22 protein-coding genes and 1 other annotated feature are annotated in these 19,625 nt (G+C 43.3%); of the genes, 3 read left to right on the top strand and 19 right to left on the bottom strand.

Annotated features, from left to right (window positions below):
- From murD to typA, 3 genes are all read right to left on the bottom strand, one after another.
- Positions 1-1,350 carry a UDP-N-acetylmuramoyl-L-alanine--D-glutamate ligase gene (gene murD / locus NFR56_RS04620; RefSeq protein ID WP_251457928.1) on the bottom strand — a complete coding sequence of 450 codons (1,350 nt, stop codon included), beginning with the start codon at positions 1,348-1,350 and terminating at the stop codon, positions 1-3.
- 90 nt (positions 1,351-1,440) lie between these two features.
- Positions 1,441-1,689 (bottom strand): DUF3165 family protein, encoded by a 249-nt coding sequence (locus NFR56_RS04615; protein WP_004219693.1) that lies wholly within the window; start codon positions 1,687-1,689, stop codon positions 1,441-1,443.
- Positions 1,690-1,712: 23 nt separating this feature from the next.
- Positions 1,713-3,560: a translational GTPase TypA gene (gene typA / locus NFR56_RS04610; RefSeq protein WP_118228446.1), complete on the bottom strand. Its 1,848-nt coding sequence runs from the start codon at positions 3,558-3,560 to the stop codon at positions 1,713-1,715.
- Positions 3,561-3,737: 177 nt separating this feature from the next.
- Here typA and NFR56_RS04605 point away from each other — a divergent pair, with 177 nt between their 5' ends.
- Positions 3,738-4,463: a 16S rRNA pseudouridine(516) synthase gene (locus NFR56_RS04605; RefSeq protein ID WP_251457925.1), complete on the top strand. Its 726-nt coding sequence runs from the start codon at positions 3,738-3,740 to the stop codon at positions 4,461-4,463.
- 43 nt (positions 4,464-4,506) lie between these two features.
- Here NFR56_RS04605 and NFR56_RS04600 read toward each other — a convergent pair whose 3' ends face one another.
- A complete protein-coding gene (locus tag NFR56_RS04600; RefSeq protein ID WP_251457922.1) occupies positions 4,507-4,890 on the bottom strand; it encodes a rhodanese-like domain-containing protein in 384 nt (127 codons plus the stop codon).
- Entirely contained in the window at positions 4,890-5,108 is a 219-nt protein-coding gene (locus tag NFR56_RS04595; RefSeq protein ID WP_003017930.1) for a YqgQ family protein, read from the bottom strand. The genes NFR56_RS04600 and NFR56_RS04595 overlap by 1 nt, the downstream gene beginning before the upstream one ends.
- 87 nt (positions 5,109-5,195) lie before the next feature.
- Here NFR56_RS04595 and NFR56_RS04590 point away from each other — a divergent pair, with 87 nt between their 5' ends.
- Complete coding sequence (locus NFR56_RS04590) at positions 5,196-5,855, top strand: prepilin peptidase (RefSeq protein ID WP_251457919.1); 660 nt, start codon at positions 5,196-5,198, stop codon at positions 5,853-5,855.
- Between the two features lie 7 nt (positions 5,856-5,862).
- Here the strand turns inward: NFR56_RS04590 and trpB are convergent, their stop codons facing one another.
- The 14 genes from trpB to asnA all read right to left on the bottom strand — a co-directional run bounded on the left by trpB (position 5,863) and on the right by asnA (position 18,787).
- On the bottom strand, positions 5,863-7,050 hold the full coding sequence (trpB, locus tag NFR56_RS04585) for a tryptophan synthase subunit beta (protein ID WP_251457916.1): 1,188 nt from the start codon (positions 7,048-7,050) through the stop codon (positions 5,863-5,865).
- 121 nt (positions 7,051-7,171) lie between these two features.
- Positions 7,172-7,407, bottom strand: a binding site (T-box leader).
- Between the two features lie 67 nt (positions 7,408-7,474).
- Positions 7,475-8,002 carry a VanZ family protein gene (locus NFR56_RS04580; RefSeq protein ID WP_045759157.1) on the bottom strand — a complete coding sequence of 176 codons (528 nt, stop codon included), beginning with the start codon at positions 8,000-8,002 and terminating at the stop codon, positions 7,475-7,477.
- Positions 7,989-9,077, bottom strand: coding sequence for a dual-specificity RNA methyltransferase RlmN (gene rlmN, locus NFR56_RS04575; protein ID WP_003005918.1), 1,089 nt, complete (start codon positions 9,075-9,077; stop codon positions 7,989-7,991). The genes NFR56_RS04580 and rlmN overlap by 14 nt, the downstream gene beginning before the upstream one ends.
- Before the next feature lie 12 nt (positions 9,078-9,089).
- On the bottom strand, positions 9,090-9,659 hold the full coding sequence (locus NFR56_RS04570) for a YutD family protein (RefSeq protein WP_251457914.1): 570 nt from the start codon (positions 9,657-9,659) through the stop codon (positions 9,090-9,092).
- A 284-nt stretch (positions 9,660-9,943) separates the two neighbouring features.
- Positions 9,944-11,656 carry a cache domain-containing sensor histidine kinase gene (locus NFR56_RS04565; protein ID WP_251457912.1) on the bottom strand — a complete coding sequence of 571 codons (1,713 nt, stop codon included), beginning with the start codon at positions 11,654-11,656 and terminating at the stop codon, positions 9,944-9,946.
- On the bottom strand, positions 11,653-12,387 hold the full coding sequence (locus tag NFR56_RS04560) for a response regulator transcription factor (RefSeq protein ID WP_251457910.1): 735 nt from the start codon (positions 12,385-12,387) through the stop codon (positions 11,653-11,655). The genes NFR56_RS04565 and NFR56_RS04560 overlap by 4 nt, the downstream gene beginning before the upstream one ends.
- A 58-nt stretch (positions 12,388-12,445) precedes the next feature.
- Positions 12,446-13,567 (bottom strand): peptide-methionine (R)-S-oxide reductase MsrB, encoded by a 1,122-nt coding sequence (gene msrB / locus NFR56_RS04555; protein WP_251457907.1) that lies wholly within the window; start codon positions 13,565-13,567, stop codon positions 12,446-12,448.
- Between the two features lie 11 nt (positions 13,568-13,578).
- A complete protein-coding gene (locus NFR56_RS04550) occupies positions 13,579-14,139 on the bottom strand; it encodes a redoxin domain-containing protein (protein WP_155125909.1) in 561 nt (186 codons plus the stop codon).
- A gap of 59 nt (positions 14,140-14,198) precedes the next feature.
- Positions 14,199-14,564 carry a hypothetical protein gene (locus tag NFR56_RS04545; protein ID WP_227038167.1) on the bottom strand — a complete coding sequence of 122 codons (366 nt, stop codon included), beginning with the start codon at positions 14,562-14,564 and terminating at the stop codon, positions 14,199-14,201.
- A gap of 26 nt (positions 14,565-14,590) precedes the next feature.
- Positions 14,591-15,301 carry a thiol-disulfide oxidoreductase-associated membrane protein CcdA2 gene (ccdA2, locus tag NFR56_RS04540; RefSeq protein ID WP_070589647.1) on the bottom strand — a complete coding sequence of 237 codons (711 nt, stop codon included), beginning with the start codon at positions 15,299-15,301 and terminating at the stop codon, positions 14,591-14,593.
- 162 nt (positions 15,302-15,463) lie between these two features.
- Positions 15,464-16,546: a SepM family pheromone-processing serine protease gene (locus tag NFR56_RS04535; protein ID WP_156671493.1), complete on the bottom strand. Its 1,083-nt coding sequence runs from the start codon at positions 16,544-16,546 to the stop codon at positions 15,464-15,466.
- Positions 16,530-17,018, bottom strand: coding sequence for a pantetheine-phosphate adenylyltransferase (coaD, locus tag NFR56_RS04530; protein ID WP_134974441.1), 489 nt, complete (start codon positions 17,016-17,018; stop codon positions 16,530-16,532). The genes NFR56_RS04535 and coaD overlap by 17 nt, the downstream gene beginning before the upstream one ends.
- A complete protein-coding gene (gene rsmD / locus NFR56_RS04525) occupies positions 17,008-17,547 on the bottom strand; it encodes a 16S rRNA (guanine(966)-N(2))-methyltransferase RsmD (RefSeq protein WP_037607783.1) in 540 nt (179 codons plus the stop codon). Before rsmD ends, coaD begins: the two co-directional genes overlap by 11 nt.
- A gap of 247 nt (positions 17,548-17,794) precedes the next feature.
- A complete protein-coding gene (gene asnA / locus NFR56_RS04520) occupies positions 17,795-18,787 on the bottom strand; it encodes an aspartate--ammonia ligase (RefSeq protein WP_003005888.1) in 993 nt (330 codons plus the stop codon).
- 160 nt (positions 18,788-18,947) lie between these two features.
- Here asnA and NFR56_RS04515 point away from each other — a divergent pair, with 160 nt between their 5' ends.
- Positions 18,948-19,625, top strand: coding sequence for an XRE family transcriptional regulator (locus NFR56_RS04515; protein ID WP_134974440.1), 678 nt, complete (start codon positions 18,948-18,950; stop codon positions 19,623-19,625).

Raw genomic sequence — 19,625 nt, 5'->3', positions numbered from 1 at the left:
TTATTTCAACCCTTTTACTGTAGCAAGGAATTCATCCCCACGCACTTCAAAATTCGGATACATATCCCAGCTGGCATTGGCAGGACTTAGTAGTACAACATCTCCGGGGCTAGCCAAGTCGAAGGCTTTCTTTGTAGCATCCGCTACATCTGCTGCATCAACATAAGAGACGCCAGCTTTATCTGCTGCGCGTTTCACTCGAGGAGCTGATTCCCCTAGAATCACCATTTCCTTTAAACCAGTAATGTGAGGCACCAATTCATCAAATTCATTGCCACGATCGAGCCCCCCTGCAATCAAGATCACCTTGCTGTTATCAAAACCAGAAAGAGCTTTTTGTGTTGCTAGAATATTAGTCGATTTGCTATCATTGTAGAATTTGACACCTTGAATTTCATCCACATATTGAAGACGGTGTTTCACTCCTCCAAAGGCCGACAAGGTTTCTTTAATGACCTCATTCTCCACACCTCGGACTTTTGCAACAGCAATCGTTGCCAAGGCATTCTCTACATTGTGACTACCTGGAACGCCCAGTTCATCTGCACGCATGACAGCTTCTCCCTTAAACTTGAGAAGTCCATCTTCCAAATAAGCCCCATCCACTTTTTCAACCGTTGAAAATGGAAGGACCCTTGCCTTGGTTTTTGTAGCGAGTTCCTTGGCTAGGTCTTGGTTGAAGTTCAAGACAATGACATCTTTTTCTGTCATATTCTTTTGAAGATTCCATTTGGCAGCTACATAATTTTCAAAAGAACCATGATAGTCGATATGGGTCGGCATGAGGTTGGTAATCACTGCAATCTCTGGATGGAAGGCTTCAATTCCCATCAATTGGAAAGAAGACAATTCCATGACCAGAACATTCTTTTCTGTTGCTGTTTGTGCAACTTGACTAGCTGGAAAACCGATATTCCCAGACAATAAACCACCTTGGCCGGCAGCCGTCAAGACTTCCCCGATCATGGTTGTCGTCGTCGTTTTTCCGTTTGATCCTGTAATCCCAATAATTGGCGCATCCGAAATCAGATAGGCCAATTCCACTTCAGTGAGGACGGGAATGCCCTTTTCAAGCGCTTTTTCGACCATCGGATTCGTATAAGGGATTCCTGGATTTTTGACCATGACGGCAAAGTCTTCATCCAACAGTTCCAGAGGGTGACCTCCTGTCACAACTTTAATCCCTTCTTCCAGTAAACTTTGTGCTGCTGGATTTTCTTCAAAAGGTTTGCCATCATTGACGGTCACAATCGCTCCTAAGCGATCCAACAAACGGGCAGCTGACTCGCCTGACTTAGCCAAACCTAATACAAGAACCTTTTTATTTTCAAAATGTTTCACAAATTTCATGATTTCTTCGCTCCATTTTTATCACTCTCTATTTTACCTTTTTTTAGCAAAATTAAAAAGCCCAAAGGGCTTTAAAAATCACGTCAGCGTTTATTTTTTCTGTTTGGTCGTCATTTTGGAAATATCCACCAAAGCCAGGTAGCCAACAAAGGCGAGAAAGGCACCGACAAAAAACTCAGACGGTAGTTGGAATATCTGAAAAATAGCGAGACAAGTCAGTACGATAATGGAGACGATCAAGACCACCATTGTGACACTGTTTAAGGTACCACGAATACTTTTTGGGGTCATAAAAAGGTAAAAAAGGAGAATCAAAATCCCTAAGATAAAATAGACCATTTTGCTTCTCCTTTCTTTCCGTATTATTCAGCAGCTGCTGATTTTTTCTTTTTATTTGCTTTTTCGCGTTCTGCTTTGTTCAAGATTTGTTTCCGCAAACGGATAGATTCAGGTGTTACTTCCATGTACTCATCGTCATTCAAGAACTCAAGAGATTCTTCCAAGGTCAAGATACGAGGAGTCTTGATAACCGCTGTTTGGTCCTTAGTAGCTGAACGAACGTTGGTCATTTGTTTTGCTTTCGTAATGTTTACGGTCAAGTCGTTCTCACGAGAGTTTTCCCCGATGATCATTCCTTCGTAAACTTCTGTACCTGGATTGACAAAGATCGTACCACGTTCTTCGATAGACATGATAGAGTAAGTGGTTGCTTTTCCGTTATCGATTGAAACAAGAGCACCACGGTGACGTCCACCGATTTCTCCTGGAATCACTGGTAAGTATTGGTCAAAGGTGTGGTTCATGATTCCGTAACCACGTGTCATTGACAAGAACTCTGTTGAGTAGCCAATCAACCCACGCGCTGGAACAAGGAAGACCAAACGAGTTTGACCGTTACCAGTTGAGATCATATCCAACATTTCACCTTTACGTTCAGAAAGGCTTTGGATAACAGATCCTTGGTATTCTTCTGGTGTATCGATTTGCACGCGCTCAAATGGTTCACATTTGACACCATCGATTTCCTTGATGATAACTTCTGGACGAGATACTTGCAATTCGTATCCTTCACGACGCATGGTTTCGATCAAGATAGACAAGTGCAATTCCCCACGTCCTGAAACTGTCCATTTATCAGGTGAGTCAGTCGGGTCAACACGAAGAGAGACGTCTGTTTGCAATTCCGCTTGCAAACGTTCTTCAACTTTACGAGAGGTCACCCATTTTCCTTCGCGACCAGCAAATGGTGAGTTGTTAACCAAGAAGGTCATTTGAAGCGTTGGTTCATCGATGTGAAGGATTGGAAGAGCTTCAACTGCGTCTGTCGGTGTGATCGTTTCTCCAACGAAGATATCTTCCATACCAGAGATAGCGATCAAATCACCCGCTTTAGCTTCTTGAATTTCACGGCGTTCCAAACCAAAGAAACCAAAGAGTTTGGTAACACGGAAGTTCTTAGTCGTTCCATCCAATTTAGAAAGGGTTACTTGGTCCCCAACTTTTACAGTACCACGGAAGACACGTCCGATACCAATACGTCCAACGAAGTCGTTGTAATCAAGCAGGGATACTTGGAATTGAAGTGGCTCATCTGAGTTATCAACTGGGGCTGGGATGTGATCAATGATGGTATCAAAGATCGGTGCCATTGTGTGCTCTTGATCAGCTGGATCATCTGAAAGTGAAGAGGTTCCGTTGATCGCTGATGCATAAACAACTGGGAATTCCAATTGGTCGTCATCCGCACCCAATTCGATGAAGAGTTCAAGAACTTCGTCTACAACTTCTTCTGGACGAGCAGATGGTTTATCGATTTTGTTGACTACAACGATCGGAACAAGATCTTGTTCCAAGGCTTTTTTCAATACGAAACGCGTCTGAGGCATGGTTCCTTCATAGGCATCAACGACCAATACAACCCCATCGACCATTTTCATGATCCGTTCCACTTCTCCACCGAAGTCCGCGTGTCCTGGTGTGTCCATGATATTGATTCGAGTTCCGTTATAAGCAACGGCTGTATTTTTAGCAAGGATAGTGATCCCACGTTCTTTTTCAAGATCGTTTGAGTCCATTGCACGTTCTTGCAATTCTTTACGTTCATCCAAGGTGTGCGATTGTTTCAACAATTCGTCTACCAAGGTTGTTTTACCATGGTCAACGTGGGCAATGATCGCAACGTTACGAATATTTTCTCTTAATTTTGTCATGATTTCCTCTATAAAATTTAAATAATATTTCTAACTGAACAATTATACCACAGTCCTATCTAAAAAACACAGTTCAGCTAGTTGTAAATGTTTTCATCTTCATTTCTTTTCTCCGACTCGATTTCCTTTTCTTTTCATGATACACTGATGATAAGAATTTCAGAAAAAGAGGCTCCCATGAGATTAGATCAATTGATGGCAGACCATCAGTACGCTCGTAAAGACATCAAACAACTTCTGGCCCGAAGGCAAATCTTGGTCGATCACCTACCAGCTCAAAAACTATCCCAAAACATCGACCCTGGACTCCAACAAATCCAAATAGGGGATCGGATCATTCAAGAACCGCGTCACCACTACTACATGCTCCATAAACCAATCGGGGCCGTGACCGCCAAAAGAGACGCCCACCATCCAACGGTGATCGATCTAGTGGACCCTCAGCAAGAGTACCCAGACCTCTATCCTCTTGGCCGCCTCGATCGCGACACCAGTGGTCTGCTCCTCGTCACAGATAATGGTCCCTTAGGCTTTCAACTGCTCCATCCTCAATACCATGTGGAGAAGGTCTATGAGGTAGAAGTCAATGGTCCGCTCTATGCAGCCCACATAGAGCAATTTCAGAATGGGATTTCATTCACTGACGGCCCTCTCTGCAAGCCTGCCTCCTTGACCATTCTAGAAAGCCACCCCAGCTACAGCAAGGCCCAGGTCCGAATCTCAGAAGGAAAATACCACCAAGTGAAAAAGATGTTTTTGGCCATTGGAGTCAAAGTAATGACCTTAAAACGCTTGTCTTTTGGTCCCTTCACCTTGGATCCTCAGTTAGCCCCTGGTGAAAGCCGGCCTTTGAATGAGGTAGAGCTCACATGGGTCAAATACTACCTTGAAAAAACAAGATAAAAAAGCTCTAACCACACATTTGCTGCAGTTAGAGCTCTTTTTATTAAACGTCTTTTTTCACTTTCCCATTCCAAGAATCAAGACCATAAGACAAGACATAAATGTCTGTATAGCCCTGTTTCTTAAGATAGAGAGCCGCATTGGTTACACGCGAACTACGGCTATTTTCATAGAGCAAAATTGGTTTATCTTTGCGCAAGGCTGCAAGACTCAACTTCAACTGAGTAGAAGGAATGTTGCGTGCTCCTAAAATATGCTTGGCATGAAACTCAGCTGGCTCTCGCAAGTCAATCAACTGCCCTTTACGAATCAGCTCTTCAAAAGTCGCATTGTCCACAAATTTAGCAGCTTTACGGATGCGGAAATAATTAAACGCCATCCATCCAAATGCTCCTAAAATAGCCAACCAAACAATGATATTTCCCATCACTCTACCTCACTCTTTTTCAAAAATTCTAATTCTTGCTTGTGTTCTCTTCTTAAAACGGTATCGGCTTCTAAATAATCGAGCCGCTCCATCAGGCCTGCATCATAAAGACGTTGAAGCTCAATTTTCATCAATTCGATGTCATAGAGGCGCTTCCCCACATAAATGATGATTCCAAAACGTTTTAAAAATTGTTGAACATCATACAGGTTTTTCATGTTCATTATTGTATCAAATTTAGAAAGGCTTTACAAGATTTTCAAGCAAATGATGAAATTTTCCGCTTACTTTACGAATAAATAAGTATGATCAACTTTTATTTTTTTACCATCGGTACTTGCATCGCCTCTTTTTTGGGACTAGTTGTCGACCGTTTCCCAAACCAATCCATTCTCGCTCCTCGCAGTCATTGTGATCACTGTCAGCACGTCCTTGGAGTTTGGGATCTCATCCCCATCATCTCGCAACTACTCCATCGATTTCGCTGTCGCTACTGTCATCAGCCCTACCCATTTTGGTACTGCCTTTTTGAGGTCTGGAGTGGCCTGCTCTTTTTAGCCTGCGCCAATGGTTACCTTTCCCTGCCTCAACTTCTAACACTACTGGGAGCTGCCGTTTTAGCCATCTATGACCTTCGCTTTATGGAATACCCCTTGGTCATCTGGTGCTGTCTCCATGCCCTGGTCCTCTTTTTATCCGGTAGTAATCTCCTCATGCTGGTCTTTTTACTCCTTGCGATCGGAGCTCACTTTTTCTTTATCGGAATGGGAGCAGGAGATTTCCTCTTACTCGCCACCTTTTCGCTAAGCTTTTCTTCTACCAAGATCCTCATTCTCATTCAGATCGCATCCATCTTAGGCATTCTCGTATTTGCTCTCAAAAAAGAAAGAGACCGGATTCCCTTTGTTCCCTGTCTCTTTCTCAGTTATCACGCTTTACTGCTTTATACGATGTTTTGCAGATAAATTCTTTTTATTTTGCAGCTTTCGCTTCTAGATAATCAGCGATGGCAGCTACGTCCTTGTCCCCACGTCCGGAAACATTGATGATGATGATCTTGTCTTTATCCAATTGTGGAGCACGTTTGACCGCTTCTGCAATCGCGTGTGAGCTTTCAATGGCTGGGAGGATTCCTTCTGTCTTACTGAGAAGAAGAAGAGCTTGAACCGCTTCATCATCTGTTGCTGCTACGTATTCGACACGACCAGAATCTTTAAAGAAAGCATGCTCTGGGCCAACCCCTGGGTAGTCCAAACCAGCAGAGATCGAGTACACTGGCGCTACTTTTCCATCTTCGCCAAAGACTGCATAGGTCTTCATCCCATCAACCACACCAATAGTCCCTTTGGTCATGGTCGCTGCGTGTTGATCGGTGTCCAAGCCATGTCCAGCTGCTTCTACCCCAATCAAGCCGACTTCCTCTTCTGCGACATATTCAGAAAAGGCACCGATGGCATTGGAGCCACCACCGACACAGGCAATCACATAGTCTGGCAAGCGACCTTCTTTTTCCAAGATTTGGCGTTTAGATTCTTCACTGATCACCTTTTGGAATTCATGCACAATGGTTGGGTAAGGGTGAGGACCAACAGCAGAACCCAAAACGTAAAAGGCATCCAGATCTGCCATCCATGCTCCAAAGGCAGCATCAACGGCATCTTTCAAGGTCTTAGTCCCGGTTTCAACCGCATGGACGGTTGCCCCCATCATTTCCATGCGGAAGACATTCAAGCGTTGGCGTTCCACGTCTTCTGCCCCCATGTAGACATCACAGGCCATGCCAAACTTAGCTGCTGCAGCTGCTGTAGCTACACCGTGTTGACCTGCTCCTGTTTCAGCAATCACGCGCGTTTTGCCCATGCGTTTGGCCAAGAGGATTTGCCCCAAGACGTTATTCAATTTATGCGAACCTAGGTGATTCAAGTCTTCGCGCTTCAAATAAATTTTTGCTCCACCTAAATGCTCTGTTAAACTTTCCGCAAAGTAGAGTGGTGTTTCGCGTCCAGAATAGTCTTTCAAATAATGTTTGTATTCTGCAATAAATTCTGGGTCATTTTTATACTGTTCAAAAGTTGCCTCTAATTGATTGAGCAAGTTTTGAATGGGTTCTGGTACGAAAGATCCACCAAATTGTCCGAAATAGCCTTTTGTTTCTGTCATGATTGTGTCCTCTTTTCTATATCTTCAATCCTGTTTATGATCTTTTTCTCTCGCGGGCCCTTTGAGCTGCAGTCTCACTGGGTTCCTTTGAGATACAAAAAACCTCACACAGAAAAATCTGTGTGAGGACGATTCGATACCGCGGTGCCACCTCAATTGTAGGAAGATATTCTTTCTCCTACATCTCTGACCTGTCTAACAACAGGGTGCACGATAAGGTGTGCTCACCGAATTTTTATTGTTTCAAATTCATCATCATAAACGCATCAGCCCATTTCAAGATTCACCACTGCTTGTTCGCAATCACCACAAGCTCCCTGGAAGTGAGAAAAATCTCTACTTTTCTGATGTCTTGAAGCTATTATAGCTCCCACTTCTGATTTTGTCAACAAAAATTTTAAAAAGTGGTTAAAATGTTCGGATTTTACATTTCCCCATTTTTTGCTAGCAATCGTGCTCTGCAATACTGAAAGCCTAAATAAGCCAGATAAGCGCCTAAGGTATTGGTCCACAAATCATCTAGCTCAAAGACACGATTGGCATCAAACAAGAGATCTAACAGAACTTGGCTACATTCAATCCACAAGCTCATCGCAAAGCCGAAGCACAAGACCCGTTTTCGACTCCTCAACCAGGGCCATAGCCAGAGAAGTTGAAAGACCAGCGGGCTTAACAAAAAGATATTGGCTATGTTTTGGAGAATGACCTTAATGAGTTGGAGGACACTGGTAATCTGGCCAAGATTCATCACCGAATTAAGAGGAACCAGCAGGACGACGATACGACCGAAATGTTGAATACCCGGTGTTTCCATACCTGGCTCTGGCTGTTGGGGCAAAAAACACATCAAACACAAGAGGATAAAATAGAAGAAGCTGCCACTCCGTAACAGCCTTCTTCCTCTTTTGGTTAGTTCTGTATGATCGATCAGCCCTTGTTTAAGGTTGCGCATGTTCAACAATCGCTTTCTCCCGGTCCCGTTTCATGGTATTTGAACGCAATTGGCCACAGGCAGCATCAATATCTGTACCGTGCTCTTGACGCACTACACAGTTAACACCTTGTTTTTTCAAGGTATCATAGAAGGCCATGACCCGTTCTTTTGGACTCCGGCTATATTGGTCATGCTCACTGACAGGATTGTAAGGAATCAAGTTAACATAAGACAATTTCTTGATATTTTTAAGCAATTCTGCCAATTCTAAGGCTTGCTCGACCCCATCATTGACTTCATTGAGCATGATATACTCAAAGGTCACCCGACGGTTCGTAGTCTCAATATAGTATTCAATCGCCGCAAACAATTTTTCAATTGGGAAAGCTCGGTTGATCTTCATAATGCTAGAGCGCAAGTCATTGTTTGGTGCATGAAGAGACACTGCCAAATTGACCTGCACACCTTCATTTGCAAAGTCACGAATTTTATGAGCCAAACCAGAAGTTGACACGGTAATATGACGAGCACCAATCGCTAATCCCTTGTCATCATTGACTGTCCGGATAAATTTCAAGACATTGTTATAGTTGTCAAATGGTTCTCCGATCCCCATGACAACGATATGGCTGACCCGTTCATCTTGGCCACGTTCGTCAAAGTATTTTTGGACCAACATGATTTGAGACACGATTTCTCCATTGTTCAAATCGCGTTGTTTTTTGATCAAACCTGAAGCACAGAAGGTACAACCGATATTGCATCCGACCTGAGTCGTTACACAGACAGATAATCCATAGTGCTGACGCATCAAGACGGTTTCAATCAACATACCATCTGGCAATTCAAAGAGGTACTTGACCGTCCCGTCTGCTGACTCTTGCACGATCCGTTGCTTAAGTGGGTTGACGACGAATTGATCATTTAACTTCGCAATCAAGTCCTTAGAAAGGTTGGTCATTTCTTCGAAGGACTGGACGCGTTTGCGATAGAGCCATTCCCAGATTTGTGCTGCACGGAATTTCTTTTCGCCGTTTTCTTCCGCCCAATCAATCATATCTTGGCGTGTTAAACTATAAATGGATGGTTTCATTCTTTCTTACTCCTATTTTTGTCGAATCACAAAATGACGTTTGTTGTCTGTCTTCGTTGTCTTTTTGGTCTCAGCAGACGGTCTTGTTTTTTTCGAGTTTTTCGCTGGTTGTCCCTTGTCGCGTTCTCGTTTTTGGAAACGATCATTTTGTTTGCGATTGCGCGAACGCTTCTTAGGCTCTCTTTCTTCTGATTGAGCTTTTTTGACCGGTGATTTCTTATCAAAGGAAGCACGATGAGGCTCCTTATTTTCAAGGACAAAATAAGCACAACCATAGCTACAATATTCTAACAAATAATCGTCTAAGCGACTTAGTTTATCCATCGTTGCAACATCGCGCTCTTCCTTATAAAAGCCACGCAAGCGCAACTGCTCATTGCTCCAATCACCAACAATGTAATCAAACTTGGTTAAAATCTCAGAAAATCTCTGACCAAAAACAGTCGCATCAAAAGCTTCCTTCTCATTTTTCAAGAGCTCAAAGGAGAGGTTTTCTGAAAGGATCTGGTCTCCTACCTGACGAAACACAGGTCCAGGAAATTTATTGTAATTATATAATTCAGGGTCAATTTCTTTTCGCATAGTGTTCCTTCATCAAAATCTATTTACTGTAACACTTTATTTTATCATAAATTTGATGACTTGCGTCAGATTTGACTAGAAAAGAGTTGAAATTCCTTTGAGAGCAAAAAGAGAGTGGGACAGAAATCGGTAATTCGTTAGAATTCGATTTCGTCGTCCCACCTCCGCACAGTTGAGTAGGACTATAAAAGCTGATGAGATCAGCGTAGTAGAGCCCACTCAACCACTGCGTCTTGCTCAACAATCCAAAAATAATTGAGAGGCTAGGACTTTTGTCCCAGCCTCTATGAATATTCATTGCCGGATGAAAGGGGCAAATAAAGAGTGATTTTCGTATAGCTATTGGCCTTAGAATCAATCTCCATATGATAGGCTTCGCCAAATTGAAGATGCAATCGTTGGTCCACATTTTTCAAGCCAACACCTCCTAAACGAAGAAGGGTTTGGTCTGTTGATCCTGATCGGTCAAAGCCTTGTCCATTGTCAAAAATCGATACGCAGGCGTAGTCTCCACTGACTTCAGTTGTCACTCGAATGAGACCTGGCCGATCGATCTCTTTAATGCCATGGTAAATCGCATTTTCCACTAAGGGCTGAAGCACTAATTTTGGAAGCTGATAGTCGCCCAACCGTTCATCTTCTAGAATTTCATAGTTGAGCTTTTCACCATAACGTTGTTTTTGAATGAAAAGATACTGGCGGACATGGTTAATTTCATCTCTCAGTAGGATTTGTTCCTGGCCTTGGTTGAGAGCCAGTCGAAAATATTGAGCCAGAGACTTGGTAATGTCGACCACGCGCCGACTATCATTAAACTCCGCCATCCAGACAATCGTATCCAAGGTATTGTAGAGGAAATGCGGATTAATCTGAGCCGAAAGTGCCCGTAGCTCGTAACGCCGTGCGTTCTGCTCCTCTTCCTTAACCTGTTGCATGAGGTTATTGATTTGGTCCAACATAGCATTAAAAGCTTGAGCGAGGTCCACCAATTCTGGAGATCCTTTGGCTGCAGCCCTCACGTGAGCATCTCCTGCTCCAATCCTCAAAATGATGGTCTGAAGGTCTCGTAAGGGTTTGATCCACAAACGCAGAACAAAGCCGATCCCTATCAAACACATGATCAAAGCTAGTAATCCTAGGCCAATGAAAGAGTACAGGAGCTGCGACTGAAGCATCTGAAGTCCTTCAAGTGAAGCCACTCCAATCAAGGTCCAATCGCTATCCGGAATCGGAACCTGATAGATAAAATTCTCCCCTCCTTTGCCATAACCATCTTTCACAGCAATATAGGGCTGCATGGCCTGCATTTCTTGGCTGGAGGAATAGACCGCTTTTTTAGGATGGTAGACAAACTCATGCTTTTGATTAATGATAAAACTAAAGCCTTGTTTCCCTAGTTGCAGGTGATCCAAGTAAGCCTGAAGGCTATCGTAGCCAATATCCAAGCGTACTACTCCGAGATTTTGGCCAGTCTGATCGACCACTTCTTGGGTAATAGAAACCACCCATTTTTCTTTTTCCGAGGTCAAGGATTCCTTTCGAGCTGGCGTCAAGACCGGCATGGCTCTTTCCTTAATCGCCTCTTGATACCAACTTTCATTCATCATATCTGAGGAAGTCTGCATGCTGATTTTGGAATCTGTCGCTACCAGACGTCCATCCTTGGTCACCAAGACCGCTGAGACTAGGTCCGGATCCGTTTCAATCATCGTTCGCATCAGGTGTTGAACCGTTTCTTGATTCGCACTCTTGTCTTGTGCAAATTGGCGAACAGCCTGATCTTTGCTAAGAACCGTGGTGGTCTGCTTTAATTTTTTTAGATAGGAGGTGATGAACTGACTGCTTTGATCGATACTATTTCTTGTCGTCCGCTCTGTTTGCTGGCGGATCGTCCCTGAACTAGTTTGATAGTAAAGACTACCAATAAGACCAAACAGCAAGAGAATGAAGAGAAAAAAGTAGAGGACCAGCTGAATCAGCAAGGGATATCGTTTCATTCATGCTCTCCTTTTTTGTACTGCCTTGGTGTCACCCCAACAACCTGCTTAAAGCGTTGAGAAAAATAGTTCATATCTTCAAAACCAACCTGATCGGCGATCTCATAAATCTTTAGATCTGTCGTAAGAAGCAAGAGTTGAGCCTTCTTCATTCGCTCCTGGATGAGGTAGTCTTGGAAGGGGAGTCCCAATTTTTTCTTGATCAATACGCTTAAATAAGAGGCACTGAAACCAAGTTGATTGGCCAGATCCTTTAGAGTTAACTGAGAGTCTGCTAAACGAGCATGAATGGCTTCTTCCAAGTCTGTCGAATAACCATGACTGACCAAATCTTCTACTTGCGCCTTCTTTCGCTCTTGATCGAGCTTTCCTTTCACCTTGGCTAACATCTCTTCAATATCATCTTTTGAAAAAGGCTTCAGCAAATAATCATCTGCACCTAACTTGATGGCTTTTCTCGCAAACTCAAAGTCATCATAACCGGTCAAAAAAATGATATGACAAGACGGAGACTGCTCTTTGACGAGATGGGCCAGATCCAAGCCATTCATTTGTGGCATATTGATATCGGTTAGAAGGATATCAGCTGGTTGATCTTGAAACTTCTCCCAGGCCTCACGTCCATTTTTAGCCTGGTTGATGACGGTCATTCCAAACTGTTCATAATCCACTAAGGAAGTCAGTCCCTGCCGGATAAGCTCTTCATCTTCCACAATCATGATCGCATACATGTCTTTCACCTACTTGTTTTTGCTATACTTATTATAGCAAATTATGGACTGAATTGTCTCAGACATAGTCCAATAAATAACCGTAGCCCTTTTCTTTCATTTCTGCTTTGGGAATGAAGGTAATAGACAAACTATTGATGCAATAGCGAAGGCCGCCTTTTTCCTTGGGACCATCAGTAAAAACATGGCCCAGATGAGAATTTCCTACACGGCTCCGAACTTCTGTCCGGGTCATATTGAAACTCTTATCCTCCTTATAGATGGCCACATCAGGACTAATAGGACGACTGAAACTTGGCCAACCACAACCCGAATCAAATTTATCCTTAGAGGAAAAGAGCGGCTCACCGGTCACGACATCTACATAAATACCGGCATCAAACTGATCCCAGTAACGATTGGAGAAGGCCCGTTCGGTATCATTTTTTTGTGTCACCGCATACTCTTCAGGAGATAACTTCTTTTTGATCTCCTCATCGCTTGGCTTGGAGTAGCGACTGGCATCAATAACAGGATAAGAAGCCTGATTGACATCGATATGGCAGTACCCATTCGGATGTTTCTTTAGATAATCCTGGTGGTAGTCCTCAGCCTTGATGAAATTAGTCAGCGGCTCTTTTTCCACTGCTAACGGTTTGTCGTATTTTTTTGCTTCTTCTTCAAAGACTTGGTTAATGGTTGGAAGGTCTTCTTGGGAGACATAATAGACACCTGTTCGGTATTGAGTCCCTTGATCATTTCCTTGTCGATTCTTCGACGTTGGGTCGATAATCCGGAAATAATGCAGGAGCAATTCTTTCAGAGATACCTGCTTGACATTGTAAGTGATATGAACTGTTTCAGCATGGCCTGTTTGAGGGACTAATTCATACTTGGTTGTTTCTCCCTTTCCATTGGCATAGCCTGATACAGCATCAATCACACCTGGAACACGGGAGAAATATTCCTCTACGCCCCAGAAGCAACCACCAGCCAAATAAATTTCACGCTGATCCTTTGGATCAACCTTTTCATTTGTTTCCTTTTTGGCTACTGGAGTCTGACTCATCGATGCTTTTTTAATCATCTCAGTGCTTGTTTCTGATTGATCCATTCCGTTTGATCCCTTACTAAAGAAAAAGAAACCAATGAATAGTAAGCCAACGAGAAGGATAGCAAACACTTTCCATTTTGTTTCCATTGTCTATCTCCTTACTGCATGTTCTCTAGGGTCTTGAGGATATCCTCTTTATTCATATAGCCAATATGACTCTTTGCTAAAGTCCCATCACTATTGATAAAGAGCGCCGATGGATATGAACGAATCCCATACTCTTTTAGCAGTTCCCCTTTACTATCTAGCAAGACCGGGAAATCCTTGTAATCCAAAGACTGGTACCAGTTTTTGAAATCTGCTTCCGATTTTTCACCATTAAAGGTTGGAGCTACAACGGATAAGACCACATAATCCTTACCCTCCTCTGCCTTTGCTAAATCATTTGTGTCGCCTAATGTTGAAAGACAGATTGAGCACCAGGAAGCCCAAAATTTGAGGTAAACTTTCTTTCCCTTGTAATCGGATAAGCGGTAGGTCTTACCGTCTACTCCTTGCAGGTTAAACTCCTTCACTTTCTTGCCAGATGGTTGCCTAGCCCCAGCTTTGGCTGTTTGTTGGCTCATGTCCTTATTGGAAGTAGCCATTCCTTGACTCGAGCAAGCCCCCAAAAGTCCAGTACACAAGAATCCTGCAGCTACTAAAGCTAATTTCTTCATCATTATTACCTCTTTAAATAAGGAGAAAGTCATCCTCAGATGACCTCTCCCTTCTTTCATTAGTTGTCTGATTTCATATCAGATGATCCACTCTTTTCGTCTTTCATTTCTGAATCGCTGGATTTCATCTCATCCTTTTTCATATCGTCCTTCATTTCAGAACTGCTGTCAGACATCATAGATGAATCTTTCATGTCTTCTTTTTTCATTTTATCATCGGACATGGATGAATCCTTCATGTCATCCTTCTTCATATCGTCCTTCTTCATATCGTCCTTCTTCATATCGTCCTTCTTCATATCGTCCTTCTTCATCATACTACTATCGTCCGTTTTTTTCATGTCTGAATCTGATTTCTGTCCAGAACAAGCTGCTAAAGTGACGATGCTAAGTGTAGCAATAGAAAGTGCAAGAATTTTTTTCATGATTTTTCTCCTTTAATCATTCAAGATTAGTGAAACAGGGATGCGAGGCTATTAAGATTTCCTAGCATCAGCAAGATGCCCATCAAGATGATGAGGGCACCACCAATTTTTTTCAAGGTTCCCATATGGGGCTTGAGTTTAGCGAAATGTTGTAGAACCCAGCTAGAAGCCAAGGCCAAAAGCAAGAAAGGCAGAGCCAAGCCTAATGTATAGACCAGCATCAGGAGAGCGCCTTGCAATGCACCATCTCCTCCAGAAGCTGCAATGGCTAAAACAGAGCTCAAAACTGGTCCGACACAAGGGGTCCAACCAAAACTGAAGGTGACCCCTATCAGAAAAGCATTGAAGAATTCATTGCGTTTTTCGTCCTTCTTCAGTTGGATACTCTTTTGTTTTTGGAGTTGCTGAAGATTGATGAGGCCCATCTGATGGATTCCCAATAAGATGACAATCCCTCCTAGTAGGTAACGGAACCAGGGAGCATAAAGCACCTGGCCAAGGGCCCCTGCACCGTATCCTAGAATCAGGAAAACAGTTGATAGACCTGCGATAAAACAAAGAGTCTTCACCAGGCCATACCAAGAAATGTCTCTTCCAAAAATACGCACCGTTTTTTCATGCTCAGAATCCAATAGAATCCCTACATAGACTGGCATCAGTGGCAAAATACACGGGGAGAAAAAGGATAGAACTCCCGCTAAGAATACTGAAATGGAAAACAAACTGGTTTGAATCATTTCACTACCTCCCTTTCTTTCTGACACCAGTATAAAGAAAAAATCCCTCTAAAAATAGAGAGATTGATAAGCAAAAACTTGAATTTGATTAGAAGGTGAATCTTCCTATCTGCCAACTCTACCTCGTACTTTCAAGTACGAGACTGATCTAACAAGATACTTCTACTTCTTCTTCAAATAATCAATGGCGTCTTGAAGGGTTTTGACGGGAACGATTTTCATCTTCGAATGAATTTGTTTCGCGGCTTCTTTAGCTGTTTCATAGTTTGATTTGGCCTTGGGATTGGCCTTCTTTTCTTCTTTGGAAACAGGGTTATTAGGGGCAAAGAAAATTTCTGCTCCTTCTTTATCGGCTGCGACGACTTTCTTGTCAATCCCACCGATATCGCCAACCGTTCCATCTTGGTTAATGGTTCCTGTCCCTGCAATATGGCGTCCCTGACGAAGATCTGGATCAGCCACCTGGGTGTAGATGGCTAGGCTAAACATCATACCGGCACTTGGTCCACCAATCCCTTGGGTCGCAAACTGGACAGGAACATCGCCTTTGGCTTCAGTCCGGTCGATCAGGCTAATCCCGATTCCGTTTTTCCCGTTGGACAATTTGATGATCTTTCCGTCTGCGGTCTTGGTTTGTCCATCCTCAATATAGGTCACTGAAACGGGGTCACCAATTTTTTGAGAACCAACATAGTCAATCAATTCTTTGGAACTCTTAAAGGTCTTGCCATTCACACCGGTGACGGTATCCGCAATGTTCAAGACTCCCTTAAAGGTCGAATCATCTGCCACCTGCATGACATAAACACCAAGAAAGTCCATCTGGGTTTCTTTTCCAGCTGTCTTTAACCCTTGGTAAATGGCCATATTTTGCGAAGTTTCCATATAGAATTGGTTAATCCGCGTAAATTCTTGGCTCGAACTACCACCTGTCATATCCTTGGCAGAGTAGATATCTGTAAAAGGTGTCGCCCAAGCATAGATCAAATCAGCCGGGGTCGCTTCTTTCACTGCCACGGTTACAAAGTCATAGGACCCTGACTTGGTATCCATTTTTCCATCCACTGTCATGACGGATCGAATGTCTTCTGCCGTACCCGGCATCTCAATATAATAGGGAAGGCGAATCACAAAAGCAGCTAGCAAGAGGAGCAAGAAAAGAACGCCTGCAATCGGCCATCGGTATTCTTTCAACCGTCCCTTTTTCTTTTTAGGGGTCAAGCTTGGTTTATTCGCTTGTGTCATCTTTGATTTCCTCCATTACACTCTCTGGGACATAAGGTGAGATATCCTGCTGAAAAGCCAGCAACTCTCGAATACGCGTTGAACTAATGGCCTGGTAAGGAGGCTGGGCATAGAGATAAACCGTCTCCAATTCAGGCGCCAACTGATGATTAAAATAATCCATATTGGCTTCGTATACTAGATCCTGTGCATTGCGCAAGCCCCGGATCAAGGTGATGACCCCAAGATTGCGCGCCACTGTCACAGCCAACTCTTGAGTCGACGTCACAATTTCAACATTTTCCAAATGAGCCAAGGCCCCTTTCACCATGCGCACGCGCTGCTCAATAGAAAAGAGTCCGACTTTTTCCGGATTATAAAAAATTCCGACATAGACACGGTCAAACAAGCGACTAGCTCGCTCGATCAATTGCACATGCCCAATGGTAATCGGATCAAACGATCCTGTAAACAATCCACTTCTATCTGACATATACTGTTACCTTACTAATTCCATAGATTTTTTCTTTCCAGATTCCCACTTGTCCGATTTCCTCAGGAAGTTCTACGTGTTTATCGGTTTCGCACACAATCATGATGTCCTCTGACAAGAGTTGGCGCTCGCACAAGGTTTCGATATCGCGAACGATCTCTTCCTTGGCATAAGGAGGATCCAAGAACACCAAATCAAAGGTGCCCGTTAAAAGCCCTAAGGCCTGCTTGGCCTCCATTTTTAGCAGTTGAAACCGTTCCTTTTCCTTGGTCATGGCGATATTGGCTGCTACAATCTCCTGCGCTCTACGATCTCTTTCCACTAGAACGGCCTCTGACATGCCTCGAGAAACGGCTTCGATAGAGAGCCCACCACTTCCAGCATAGAGATCCAGCACTCTTCCACCATCAAAGTAAGGACCAATCATATTGAACATGGCCCCTCTGACCTTATCAGAAGTCGGCCTGGTTGTTTTTCCTTCAAGTGTTTTGAGGGGACGTCCCCCATAGGTTCCAGATACTATTTTCATAGGGACCATTATACCAAAAAAAATCAGAAAATTGCGATTTGATATGGTCAAGCGATAATTAAAAGAGGCTGGGACAAAAGTCCTAGCCTCTCAATTATTTTTGGATTGTCGAGTAAGACGCAGTGGTTGAGTGGGCTCTACTACGCTGATTTCATCAGCTTTTACAGCCCTACTCAACTGTGCGGAGGTGGGACGACGAAATCGAATTCTAACGAATTACCGATTTCTGTCCCACTCTCTTTCTTCCTTATAGGATATTTTCATATTCATCGCGGACAGATTGAGGCCAGACACTAGTTTGGACTTCACCGATATGTTTCTTACGAAGCAAGAACATAGCCAAACGAGATTGTCCGATCCCTCCACCAATTGTAAGTGGGAAAAGACCATTTAACAAAGCTTTGTGCCACTCTAATTGGAGACGATCCTCGTCCCCTGTGATCGCAACTTGGCGGCGAAGCGTATCTTCATCGACACGGATTCCCATTGAAGACAACTCAAAGGCTGAACCTAGAACGTCATTCCAGACTAGGATATCACCATTCAAGCCCTTGTAGCCATTTTCAGACTCTGTTGTCCAGTCATCGTAGTCAGGTGCACGGCCATCGTGTGGTTTGCCATCTGCAAGCTCTCCACCAATCCCGATCAAGAAAACGGCTCCGAATTCTTTGGCAATGGCATTTTCACGCTCTTTTGGAGTTAAATCTGGATAGCGTTCCACCAACTCTTCTGTGTGAACGAAGGTAATTTGTTTTGGAAGAACTGACTCAATGTCATAGCGCGCTTCTACTGCTAGTTCTGTTAAACGAATCGCCTTGTAGATTTTTTCAACCGTTTCTTTGAGGTAGGCGATATTGCGTTGACCATTTGGGATGACTTTTTCCCAGTCCCATTGGTCTACATAAACAGAGTGGATAGCGTCTAGCGAATCTTCATCTGGACGAAGAGCCTTCATATGGACAAAGAGACCTTCTCCTTCGCCAAAACCAAAACGTGCCAAGGTATGGCGTTTCCATTTTGCGAGTGAATGCACGACTTCATAAGTCTCATCAGGAATTTGAAGGACCTTTACAGATACCGGATGTTCAATCCCAGAAAGGTTATCCTGCATCCCGTCTCCTACCTTACTCAAAATTGGCCCTTGGACTTCAATGATATCCAATTTATCTTTTAAATACTGCGTAAACGTCGTTTTAACAAACGAAATTTCTTTTTGTTGGTGTATAAAACTTTTTTTCATATAATGCCTCGTTGTTAGAAGTTGTAAAACTGATTATACTCTTTTTTCATTCAAATTCCAAGCCTTTCCGTCACCTTATAACGGAATTTTTCTCTTGCAAAAGGATTTTATTTTTGATAAACTATATGTAACTTTTAAAACGTTACATAGGAGAACTGACATGTTTGATGCAAAAAAACTAAAAGAAAGACGCCTGGAAAAAGGCTTGACCCAAGCTGATATCTACGAGGATCTCAAGATTTCTCGCAAAACCTACTCCAGTTGGGAGAATGGCTTAGCGGTGCCACACGAAAAAAATCTCAGGAGGTTGGCCAAGCGCCTCTCCGTTAAAGAGGACTACTTTATTAACAAAGACTCCGCACTCTACACCTACCCTTTATTAACCCCACCTCATCAAAAGAAAGTCGACCAGTTGGCCAGCCAGTTATTGGAACAGCAGCAAAAAGTTGTTTCCTTGACTGCTTATAAGGTTCTTTCGATTGAGCTAGCAGCCGGTTTGGGACATACCTTTTATGACAACGAAACGGACTATGAAACCGTCTATTTTGACCAAGAGATCCAGCATGACTTTGCTTCTTGGGTATCCGGAGATTCGATGGAACCTCTCTATCCCAATGGCTCTGTTGCCCTCATGAAGCAGACTGGCTTTGACTATGATGGGGCTGTCTACGCCCTCATGTGGAACGGAAAGACCTATATCAAGAAAGTCTATCGGGAAGCGGAAGGTTTGCGCTTAGAATCCATCAACCCTGATTACGATGATTTATTTGCTCCCTATGAAGACGAGCCCAAAATCGTCGGCATTGTGGTCGGACATTTTCTTCCACTCGAGGTTTAA

Source organism: Streptococcus caecimuris (genome assembly GCF_943193075.1).
GTDB lineage: Bacteria > Bacillota > Bacilli > Lactobacillales > Streptococcaceae > Streptococcus > Streptococcus caecimuris.
The sequence above is the reverse complement of the archived record's forward strand: the minus strand, read 5'-3'. Positions and strand labels throughout refer to the sequence as shown.

Excerpts from the sequence above, each read along its gene's own strand:
- coaD (WP_134974441.1), bottom strand. The coding sequence starts at position 17,018 with ATGTCAGATAGAAGTGGATTGTTTACAGGATCGTTTGATCCGATTACC.
- msrB (WP_251457907.1), bottom strand. The coding sequence starts at position 13,567 with ATGGAAACAAAATGGAAAGTGTTTGCTATCCTTCTCGTTGGCTTACTA.
- typA (WP_118228446.1), bottom strand. The coding sequence starts at position 3,560 with ATGACAAAATTAAGAGAAAATATTCGTAACGTTGCGATCATTGCCCAC.
- NFR56_RS04545 (WP_227038167.1), bottom strand. The coding sequence starts at position 14,564 with ATGAAAAAAATTCTTGCACTTTCTATTGCTACACTTAGCATCGTCACT.
- NFR56_RS04550 (WP_155125909.1), bottom strand. The coding sequence starts at position 14,139 with ATGAAGAAATTAGCTTTAGTAGCTGCAGGATTCTTGTGTACTGGACTT.
- NFR56_RS04605 (WP_251457925.1), top strand. The coding sequence starts at position 3,738 with ATGAGATTAGATCAATTGATGGCAGACCATCAGTACGCTCGTAAAGAC.
- NFR56_RS04615 (WP_004219693.1), bottom strand. The coding sequence starts at position 1,689 with ATGGTCTATTTTATCTTAGGGATTTTGATTCTCCTTTTTTACCTTTTT.
- NFR56_RS04560 (WP_251457910.1), bottom strand. The coding sequence starts at position 12,387 with ATGTATGCGATCATGATTGTGGAAGATGAAGAGCTTATCCGGCAGGGA.
- NFR56_RS04565 (WP_251457912.1), bottom strand. The coding sequence starts at position 11,656 with ATGAAACGATATCCCTTGCTGATTCAGCTGGTCCTCTACTTTTTTCTC.
- NFR56_RS04515 (WP_134974440.1), top strand. The coding sequence starts at position 18,948 with ATGTTTGATGCAAAAAAACTAAAAGAAAGACGCCTGGAAAAAGGCTTG.
- NFR56_RS04535 (WP_156671493.1), bottom strand. The coding sequence starts at position 16,546 with ATGACACAAGCGAATAAACCAAGCTTGACCCCTAAAAAGAAAAAGGGA.
- rlmN (WP_003005918.1), bottom strand. The coding sequence starts at position 9,077 with ATGAAACCATCCATTTATAGTTTAACACGCCAAGATATGATTGATTGG.
- NFR56_RS04570 (WP_251457914.1), bottom strand. The coding sequence starts at position 9,659 with ATGCGAAAAGAAATTGACCCTGAATTATATAATTACAATAAATTTCCT.
- NFR56_RS04600 (WP_251457922.1), bottom strand. The coding sequence starts at position 4,890 with ATGGGAAATATCATTGTTTGGTTGGCTATTTTAGGAGCATTTGGATGG.
- NFR56_RS04580 (WP_045759157.1), bottom strand. The coding sequence starts at position 8,002 with ATGCGCAACCTTAAACAAGGGCTGATCGATCATACAGAACTAACCAAA.
- asnA (WP_003005888.1), bottom strand. The coding sequence starts at position 18,787 with ATGAAAAAAAGTTTTATACACCAACAAAAAGAAATTTCGTTTGTTAAA.
- murD (WP_251457928.1), bottom strand. The coding sequence starts at position 1,350 with ATGAAATTTGTGAAACATTTTGAAAATAAAAAGGTTCTTGTATTAGGT.
- rsmD (WP_037607783.1), bottom strand. The coding sequence starts at position 17,547 with ATGAAAATAGTATCTGGAACCTATGGGGGACGTCCCCTCAAAACACTT.
- ccdA2 (WP_070589647.1), bottom strand. The coding sequence starts at position 15,301 with ATGATTCAAACCAGTTTGTTTTCCATTTCAGTATTCTTAGCGGGAGTT.
- NFR56_RS04595 (WP_003017930.1), bottom strand. The coding sequence starts at position 5,108 with ATGAAAAACCTGTATGATGTTCAACAATTTTTAAAACGTTTTGGAATC.
- NFR56_RS04590 (WP_251457919.1), top strand. The coding sequence starts at position 5,196 with ATGATCAACTTTTATTTTTTTACCATCGGTACTTGCATCGCCTCTTTT.
- trpB (WP_251457916.1), bottom strand. The coding sequence starts at position 7,050 with ATGACAGAAACAAAAGGCTATTTCGGACAATTTGGTGGATCTTTCGTA.